Here is a 9,283-nt window from a genome sequence, read left to right on the forward strand (position 1 = left end):
CGGGGCCGTGGGCTCGCTCGTGGACCAGCAGCGCGCGCCGCAGGTCCGCTGCGGCCGCGGCGTAGTCGTGCAGCTCGGTGTTGACCGCCGCGAGCTCGACCAGCTCGGCGATCTGCTGCCCGGTCGCCAGACACTCCGGCTCGCAGCAATCGCGCGGCGTCGCCAGGGCCCGCTCGCGCAGGGCCCGGCTCGAGGCCACGGTTTCTTCAGCGCGGGCGAGGGCTTCTCGCCCGCTCGCGGACACCTTCGCGGATTGGTTCACCCTGGGCAGCAGACTCATCACGCCCACGCTCATCCCGATCACGGCGCCGACCCCAAGACCCAGCCACATGCGCCGCTCGGCCCCGTGTCGGCGCGGGTTCAGGGCCTCGAGCAGCCCTTCCATGCTGGGATAGCGGTCGCCCGGGTTCCACGACAGCCCGCGGCGCAGCGAGGTCACGACGCGCCGCGGGACCTTGCGGTTGCGGAAGCGCTTGAGCTGGCCGAGCCGCATCCGCGCTAGCAGCTTCTCGCGCGTGCCCTCGCCGAACGGCTTCTCGCCGTTGAGCGCCTCCCACATGGCCACGCAAAACGAGAATTGATCGCCGCGCTGATCCACGGGGCGCCCGCGGTGCTGCTCGGGGGACATGTACGCTGGCGTCCCGACGACCGCCCCCGAGCGGGTCAGCGGGCGCGGGGTGGCGAGGCGTCCGTGCGCGGGCGGGTCGGGCGGCTCGTCCGTCAACTGGTCTGGGTTTTGGTCTGGGTTCTGGTCTGGGTTCTGGTCTGGGTCTTCGTCTGGGTCTTCGAGCGCCGTCGCCACCTGCTCCTCGAGCAGGTCGCTCTCGCTGGCAATGCCCTCGCGCGCGATCCCAAAGTCGAGCACCAGCACCCGCCCGTCATCGCCGATCATCACGTTCTCGGGCTTGACGTCGCGGTGGACCAGCCCGGCCCGGTGGGCGGCGGCCAGGCCCCGGCCGATCTGCAAGAACACGGTGATCAGCGCGGGCACGGACGGCCTTGGGCTGCGCAGCAGCCAGCGCTGCAGGGTCTGGCCCTCGACGAACTCCATCGCCACGAACACCCGGCCGTCTTCGGTCCCCACGTCGTGCACGGCGATCACGTTGGGGTGGCGCAGGCGGGCCAGCGCTTGGCCTTCACGCTGCAATCGGAGCCGCCCGCGAGCGGACCCGGGGTGACCCTGGCGCAGCCGCACGACCTTGATCGCGAGCTTGCGATCGAGCTGGGGATCCCAGGCCGAGTAGATCACCCCCATCCCGCCGACGCCCAGACACTCTTGGACCAGGTACCGCCCGATCGTCTGCCCGCGCCTGAACCAGTCGGGCCGCGACGGCGACTCGTCATCTGGTTCGTCGGTCTCGTGGTCGACTTTCGTGGTCAAGTCGGTCCCCCACGGCGTCCATGGCCCGTCATGCGCCGCGTTCATCATGCCCTGGCCTCGCGCGATCGAGCTCCAACAGCGGGGGAGAAGTCTCACTGGTCGCAGCGTCGGCTATTGCTGGGTTCGCGGGTCCGCGTACCATCGGTGTTCACGTGGGCGAGCAGCAAGGGAGCGGCGTGTGGGCGCGCGGGCGGACGATGCTCGACTCTCCAGACTGGGCCGCGGGGCCCGAGCCGGTCCCCAACGAAGCGCTCGCGCCTCACCGCGTGCTCGAGGGCGACACCCGCTGGTCGCACAGCTACGAGCGCGACGAGCTGAGCGCTCGCGCGGCGCGGCTGCGCAAGGTCATGGTGGTGGGCGCGCTCGCGTGGCTCTCGTTCTTGCCCACCGATCTCGTGTTCAACTCGCTGCGCGGCGCCGATCATGGGCTGACCTTCGTGGTGATCCGACTGATCGCCACGCTGCCACTGCTGATGTTGTGGCTGCACCTGGCTCGAAGGACGCCCAGTCGCGTCGGCCTGCTCGTGTTGGAGGGCCTGGTCGTGTCCCAGATCGCGGGCGCGACCGCGCTGCTCGGGGTGTTCAGCGGCGGGCTCAGCAGCCCGCTGCTCGCCGCCTTGCTCCCGATCCTGGTCGTGCGCGCGATCGCTATCCCGGACGACTGGCGGCGCGGGCTGCCGCTCGTGTGCGCCCCGGCCGTGACGTTTTGGCTGGTGCTTGGAGTCGGCAGCGCGCTGAGCTCCGCGGCGCCGCCGATCGACCCCGCGACCCTGGCGGCGGTCATCCTGCACCTGGGCATGCAGGCCGTCACGATCGCGATGATCACGATCGGGGGCCACGTCGCGTGGGATGTGCGGCGCAACCTGTACAAGGCCCGCACGGTCGGGCGCTACGAGCTGCTGCGGCCGCTCGGGCGCAAGGCCATGGGCGAGGTCTGGGTCGCATGGCACCAGGGCCTGCACCTCGAGCTCGCCCTCAAGATCCTGCCGATCTTGCCAACGGGCGCGGGGGAAGGCGCGGTCGCTCGGTTCGAGCGCGAGGTCGCCGCGACCACCAAGCTGCGCCACCCCAACACGGTGCGGGTCTACGACTTTGGCCTCACACCCGACGGGCTGCTGTACTACGCAATGGAGCTGCTCGAGGGCGAGACCTTGGCCGAGCTGGTCGAGCGCGAGGGGCCGCTGCCGATCACCCGCGCGCTGAGTCTCCTGCGTCAGGTCGCCCGGGCGCTCGACGAGGCTCACCAGCACGGCATCGTCCACCGCGACATCAAGCCCGAGAACCTGTTCGTCTCCACGCCGGCTGGCGAGCGCGATGTCATGAAGGTGCTCGACTTTGGGGTTGCGAGCGTGGCCGCCACGCCGCGCTCCGCGAACTCCGGCGCTGGGCAGTCGCTGCGGCTCTCGCCGAGCCGGCCCCACGGCCCCGCGCAGCCGATCGAGCGGGTCGGGACGCCGCTGTACATCTCGCCCGAGGTCGCCCGCGGTGGCGTCGCCGATCCGCGCTCCGACATCTACGCGCTTGGCTGCGTGCTCTACTTCATGCTCACCGCCAGCCCGGTGTTCGTCGAGCGTGATCTGCAAGCGCTGCTGCGCGCCCACGCGGAGCAGCAGCCCGCGCCGCCGTCCACGTTGCTCTCGGCGGCGCTGCCGGACTACGTCGAGACCCTGGTGATGCGCTGCCTCGCCAAGGATCCCGAGCAGCGCTACGCGGACGCCGACGCGCTCGTGCGGGCGATCGATCTGTGCCTTCGGCTTGGCCGCAACGACCGGCTGCGCGGCGGCGGTGAGTCCCAGCAGCCGCGCGTGCGAACCAGTCGGGCGCAGCTCGAGGAGTGGGCCAAACACTCCAGCACCGAGACCGACATCGACCTGCTGGGCGCTCCCGACTGACCCGGCTGGATGCTCGCGGCGGTCGTGGGCGGCGCCGCTTTCGCCGGGTTCCGCGAAATCCTCATCGCGCCCGCGGTCGGGATCAACTCACTCGCCGATCACGACTACATCCGAGTGGATCCAAAACATCACAAGGATCTCTCTCAGCGGCATCCGTCCTGGCTCGCGCCTGGTTGCACCTCGGATTCGGAGCTACGTTTGCCCAGCGTGAATCACGATTCTTTCCCACGTGTCGACGAACACATCGTCGAGCCCGAGACCCGGCAGGAGATGGTTCGTGGTGAGCCCATGGAGGCGTTGCCGGCCAACCCGCCGCACGCGGAGCGCCACACGGATCTGGACTACGTCACGCGCGGGCACGTCGCCCCCGGCTATGTCGTGGCGGCCGATCTCCTGACCCGCGCCGGCCCCGGCTCCAATTTCGCCACCGACGTCTGCGTCCGCAAGGTCGGCATCGATCCGCAAACGGGTGGGCGCTACCTCGAGGAACTCGCCTTCGAGGTCGTCGCCGAGCAGTCGCTGCAGCACATCACCGTTCGCGCCGAAGACCTCGCCACTCGGGGCGTGCGGCGGATCATCGTGGTGTTCGTCAACCAAAGCGAGGTCGCAGAGTGGTCGCAGGCGGAGCGGCGCTTCGTGCCACTCCCGATCAACGGAAGGCTCGAAGATCCAACGTTGATGCGGCCAATCCCCATCCGCGCGCTGCTCGACGCCGCCTCCGCCGACAACGCCGTCGCCGCCGCGCTGCGGGCCAAGGACAACCCCTGGCTCGTACGGCGCGAGCAAGACGTCAGCGCCAACGCGCTCGCGCGCGGCCGTGAAGAAGGCCGTGAAGAAGGCCGCGAACAGGCCCAGAGCCAGGCCCTGCTGCTCGTGCTCCGCGGTCGTGGCCTACACCCCAGCGACGCGCAGCGCCAGGTGATCCAGGCAAGCACGGACAGCGAACAGCTCGAGCGGTGGCTGCTCATGGCTGGGCGGGTCCACTCGATCGACGAGCTGCTCGTGGCCGACGCGGATCGATGAGTTTGTTGAACCCCCGCGGATCGCGTTGAGGTCGTCGAGCTTTATTGAGCATCAGCGATCTCGAGGCGATGCAGCGAGACCTCGCGAGCCGCGAGAAGCCTCCGATACATGCGTAAATCACCCAGCTCGGGGTTGCCGGTCCCACCCCCGCAGAATAAAAGCAGCTCGCGTGCACCGCGTGTCTTCACTCCCGGCCAAGCTGGCGATGACCCTCGCGCTCGCAGTCCCGATCTGTCTGGCCGGCTGCGACAAGCCGGATCAGCAAGGCGAGCAGGCGGGCGCGGCAGACTTGGGTGTCCCGCGGATCCGCGTCGCCCCGGTGCAAGAGGTCGTCCCTCAGGTCAGCTCGCGGCATCTGGTCCTGTTGGCCCCGTGGCGGCAGGCCCAGCTCTCGCCCCGGTTCGGCGGCCAGATCGCCGAGCTGCTGATCGCCGAGCAGACCGAGGTCGCGGCGGACCAGCTGCTCGTGCGGCTCGTCGACGCCGACGCCCGCGGCTCGTTGATCTCCGCCCAAGCCTCGCGCACCAGCTCGGAGAAGCGGCTCGTCGATCTCGATCGTCAGCTCGCCGACGCGCGCAAGCTGTTGGAGACCGGCGCGGGGACCCGCCGCGAGGTCGAGCGGCTCGAGACCGAGATCGAGACCACCCGCGCGTCGATCCGCCAGGCCTCGGGCCAAGTGATCCAGTCGCGCGACCGCAGGCAGGCCAACGAGATCCTCGCGCCCTTCGCCGGCGTCATCACCTCGCTCGACGCTGAGCTTGGCGAGTACGCCAGCCCCGGCGCACGCCTGGCCACGCTGTCCGAGCTGGATATCCTCGCTGTCGACGTCCCGCTCTCGGAGTTCGAGATGGTCGTCCACGAGCGCGGCGCCCTCGAGTTTCAGGTCATGGTCCGCGGCCAGCCAGTCGACACCTCGCTCGAGTGGATCGCGCGCGAGGCCGACAGCGGCACCAACACCTTCCCGGCGCGGCTGCGGATCAACAACGCCGACAAGCGCCTGCGCGCAGGTGAAGCCGCCGAGGTGTTCGTCCGCGGTGACAAGGGCAAGCCCGAGCTCGTGGTTCCCCCCACGGCCGTGCGCTGGGAGTCGACCCAGGCCTACCTGCTGCGCGCGACCACGGTTGGAAGCGCAGCGCAGGGGGGCGAGCAGACCCGCGAGCAGCTCGAGCGCGTCGATGTCAGCGTCCACGAGGACGTTGGCGGCCAGGTCGCGGTGTCGGGCCCGCTCGCCGTGGGTGATCGGGTGGTCAGCTCGGGACCCAGCACCCTCGTCGACGGCGACGAGGCGATCATGATCCCGCAGGTTACGGCTCCCGGAAGGGTCACCGCTCCCGCCAGGGCGCCCGCGGGGCTCTCTCAGTAGGCTGCTGATGTTCGACAAGATCGTCCGCCTCAGCGTCAACAACTCGGTGTTCGTCAACCTGTTGTTCTTCCTGGTCATCGCGGCCGGGGTGATCGGCGCGCTCCGGCTCCCGCGCGAACAATTCCCCGAGGTCAGCCTCGACGCCGTCATGGTCGAGGTCATCTACGTGGGCGCGACCGCGGCCGACGTCGAAGAGCTGATCATCCGGCCGATCGAAGAGGAGCTCGACAACGTCTCGGACGTCAAGCGGGTCGAGTCGCTGGCCAACGAGGGCAACGCCACGATCACGCTGACCTTCTTGGCGGGCACCGATCTGCGCGACGCTCGAGCCGAGGTCGAGAAGGCCGTGCAGGCCACCCAGAACCTGCCCGAGGACGCCGAGACGCCCCAGGTCCGCGAGGTCAAGCTCGACCTCCCGGTGCTCACGGTCGCGCTGATCGGCGATCGCTCGATCCGCACGGAGACCGACCGGGTCCAAGAGATCCTCACCCGTCGGCCGGGGGTCGCGGGCGTGACCGTCACCGGCCTGACCGAGCCGCGGATCATCGTCGCGCTCGACGAGGCCAAGCTCCGGGCCCTGCAGATCCGCCCAGCAGAGATCAGCCAGGCGATCCAAAATGCGCGGGCCAGCGTCCCGGCTGGCACCGTCGAGAGCGGCGGCTCCGAGGTGTTCGTCAAGACCGACGAGCGGCTGCGCTCGGCCGCCGACGTGGCCGCGATCCCGCTGCGCCCTGGCTCGCCGCTGCGGCTGGGCGACGTGGGCAGCGTGCGCGAGCTCGAGGAGCAGCCCGACACCCGCTACTACGTCAACGGCGTCGAGGCGATCCAGCTCGTCGTCAACCGCGAGGAGACGGCGGACCCGCTCGAGATCCGCGACGACATCATCGCGCAGCTCCCCGTGATCGACGAGCAGCTCCCGCCCAGCGCGCACGCTGTCATCTCCGAGGACTACACCACGCTGATCCGCGATCGCCTGCGGACCGTGATGATCAACGGCGCGACCGGAGCGCTGTTGGTGGTCTTGGTGCTCGCCTGGGTCGCAGGCTTTCGCCAGGCCATGCTCGCGCTGTGGGGCATGCCGGTGTCCTATCTGCTCGCGACCTTCTTGATGGACAAGGGTGACATCACGATCAACGTGATCTCGACCTTTGGTCTGCTGATCGCCACGGGGATCGTCGTCGACGACGCGATCGTCGTGATCGAAAATACCCAGCGTCACCTCGAGATGGGCAAGACGCGGGTCCAGGCCGCGATCGACGGCGCCAAAGAGGTGCTGTTGCCGGTCACGGTGGCCGTGACCACCACCTGCTTCGCGTTCTTACCGCTGACCATGGTCGGCGGGACGATGGGGCGGGTCATGAAGATCCTGCCGCTGACGGTGATGTTTTGCCTGATCGGCTCGCTGATCGAAGCGATCTTCATCCTCCCCGGCCACCTCGCCCACTACGCCAGCCGCGACGCCGCGGGCGGCCGCACCGCGCGGCTCGTCGAGCGCATGAAGGCCGTCTATCGGCCGGTGCTCAACCTGTGCATGCGCTGGCGCTGGGTGGTCGCCGGGGTCGTCGCGGTCTCGTTCTTTGGGGTCGTGCTGCTCGCAACCAAGATGCCGTTTCAGTACACGGCCAAGGGCAAGCCCTCGGAGCTGTCGATCAGCTACAAGCTGCCATCTGGGGTCGGCCGCGAGGCCACGCGGGCCCAAGGTGAGGCCCTGCGTGCGCTGGTGCTGGAAGAGTTTGGAGTCTCGGCCGAGGCCGAGGGCGGCAAGGTTCGGACCAGCAAGCTGCGGGTTGGCTCGGTTCGGGATCCTCGCACGCAGCTGATGGAGACGGGCGCCAACGTTGGGATCCTGCGCTTCGAGTTCACCCTCGAGGACGAGGTGATCGACGCCTACCCAGAGGTGATCGCCCACGTCGAGCGCTACCTCGAGACCAACCCGGATCTGGCCGCCTTCACGATCATCGAGGCCATGGCCGGCCCGCCTTCGGGGCCTGCGATCACCGCCCGTGTGCGCGGCCGCTACCCCGAGCAGATCGACGCCGTCGTCCGCGAGCTCAAGACTTATCTGCGCACGGTCGAGGGCGTGCAGAACATCGACGACGACAGCGGGATCGGCAAAGAGACCTTCAGCGTCCAGGTCGATCAGGATCTCGCCGCGCTCTACGGTCTGAGCCAGCTCGAGATCGCCAACGCGGTGCGCTCGGCGATCGACGGCTTGGTCGCCGCGGAGGTCTCGATCGATGAGCAGCGGGTCGAGATCGTGGTCCGCACCCAGGGCGCGCAGGCGCTGGATCGGGCCGGGATCGGCAGCCTGACCGTGACCACCGCGGACGGCCGCGTGGTCCGCCTCGACCAGGTTGCGAGGTTGCAGCGCACCCGTGAGCTCGGCTCGATCCGCCGCCGCGACAGCCAGCGGACCGTGGCCGTGACCGCCGACGTGCTCGCCGAGGTGATCACCGCGCTCGACGCCTCGGACAAGATCAAGACCTACTTCGACGACAACCTGGCCGCGCGCTACCCCGAGATCGAGATCCAGTTTGGCGGCGACACCGAGGAGATCAACGAGAGCCTCAACGATCTACCCGGGGCCTTCATGCTAGCGATCGGGCTGATCTACATCGTCTTGGCCCTGCAGTTCAGCTCTTACGTCCAGCCCTTCATCATCCTGTGCGCGGTCCCGTTTGGGATCATGGGCGCGATCTTGGGCTTGTTCGGGATGGGCTACGACCTGTCGCTGTTCGCGTTGTTCGGGGTTGTCGCGCTCGCGGGGATCGTCGTCAACGATTCACTGGTGATGGTCGACTTCATCAACAAGCGCCGGGCGGAGGGCCTCGAGGTCTACGACGCCGCCCTCGACGGCGCGCTCGAGCGACTGCGCCCGATCATCTCGACGACGCTCACGACCTGCTTTGGACTGGGACCCCTGGCGATCGGGCTTGGCGGCAAAGACGAGATCCTCGCGCCAATGGCGATCTCGATCGCAGCTGGATTGGGGATCTCGACGGGCTTGGTTCTGCTGGCGGTACCGGCGATCTATGTGATCATCGAGCGTGACCTGATTGGGGTCTGGCGGCGGGTGTTTCCGGGGCATGTGTCGGCGCATGAGCCGACGGACGATGGCTTGGGGTAGGGGACGGCGCTCTCGGAGGGTGGTTGTGACGACGGGTGGTTGTGACGGCGGGCAGCCCGGCGGGCACCGAGGGGCGGTGGATTCGGAGGTTGGTTGTGACGGCGGGCAGCCCGGCGGGCACCGAGGGTCCCTCGGAGCGAAACCACTCACCGCAGGCATGTGGTGAGTCGGTCTTCTGGTAGTACGAGTGACCTTCACCGCTTCGATTGGGTCTAATACGCCGTGAATTTTCGCTCCGAGGGACCCTCGGAGCCCTGGTTGCCGGGCCGTCGTGTTGCAACCATTGGCTCCGCCTCGAGCCGACGCCGTCATGCACTTTCACCCGCGCGCGCTCGGAGGGTGGGTGTGACGGCGGGCAGCCCGGCGGGCACCGAGGGGCGGTGGATTCGGAGGTTGGTTGTGACGGCGGGCAGCCCGGCGGGCACCGAGGGTCCCTCGGAGCGAAACCACTCACCGCAGGCATGTGGTGAGTCGGTCTTCTGGTAGTACGAGTGACC

General features: G+C 68.9%; 5 protein-coding genes. 4 read left to right on the plus strand and 1 reads right to left on the minus strand.

The window, feature by feature from the left end; translation table 11 throughout:
- A partial coding sequence (locus DB30_RS39225; RefSeq protein ID WP_205633173.1) for a serine/threonine-protein kinase occupies window positions 1–1,426 on the minus strand: 1,426 nt, incomplete at its 3' end.
- Window positions 1,427–1,533: 107 nt separating this feature from the next.
- On the opposite strand from DB30_RS39225, the gene DB30_RS39230 reads away from it, so the two are divergent.
- The 4 genes from DB30_RS39230 (at window position 1,534) to DB30_RS39245 (ending at window position 8,786) form a co-directional block, all read left to right on the plus strand.
- The gene (locus DB30_RS39230; RefSeq protein WP_052559067.1) at window positions 1,534–3,273 is read left to right on the plus strand and encodes a serine/threonine-protein kinase; all 1,740 of its coding nucleotides are present in this window, start codon (window positions 1,534–1,536) and stop codon (window positions 3,271–3,273) included.
- A 207-nt stretch (window positions 3,274–3,480) separates the two neighbouring features.
- On the plus strand, window positions 3,481–4,296 hold the full coding sequence (locus tag DB30_RS39235) for a PDDEXK family nuclease (protein WP_146662694.1): 816 nt from the start codon (window positions 3,481–3,483) through the stop codon (window positions 4,294–4,296).
- A gap of 178 nt (window positions 4,297–4,474) precedes the next feature.
- Window positions 4,475–5,659, plus strand: coding sequence for an efflux RND transporter periplasmic adaptor subunit (locus tag DB30_RS39240; RefSeq protein WP_146662696.1), 1,185 nt, complete (start codon window positions 4,475–4,477; stop codon window positions 5,657–5,659).
- Window positions 5,660–5,666: 7 nt separating this feature from the next.
- Complete coding sequence (locus DB30_RS39245; protein WP_052559073.1) at window positions 5,667–8,786, plus strand: efflux RND transporter permease subunit; 3,120 nt, start codon at window positions 5,667–5,669, stop codon at window positions 8,784–8,786.
- Window positions 8,787–9,283: the final 497 nt, after the last annotated feature.

Source organism: Enhygromyxa salina (assembly GCF_000737335.2).
In the GTDB taxonomy this organism is placed as follows: domain Bacteria; phylum Myxococcota_A; class Polyangia; order Nannocystales; family Nannocystaceae; genus Plesiocystis; species Plesiocystis salina_C.

Excerpts from the sequence above, each read along its gene's own strand:
- DB30_RS39245 (WP_052559073.1), top strand. The coding sequence starts at position 5,667 with ATGTTCGACAAGATCGTCCGCCTCAGCGTCAACAACTCGGTGTTCGTC.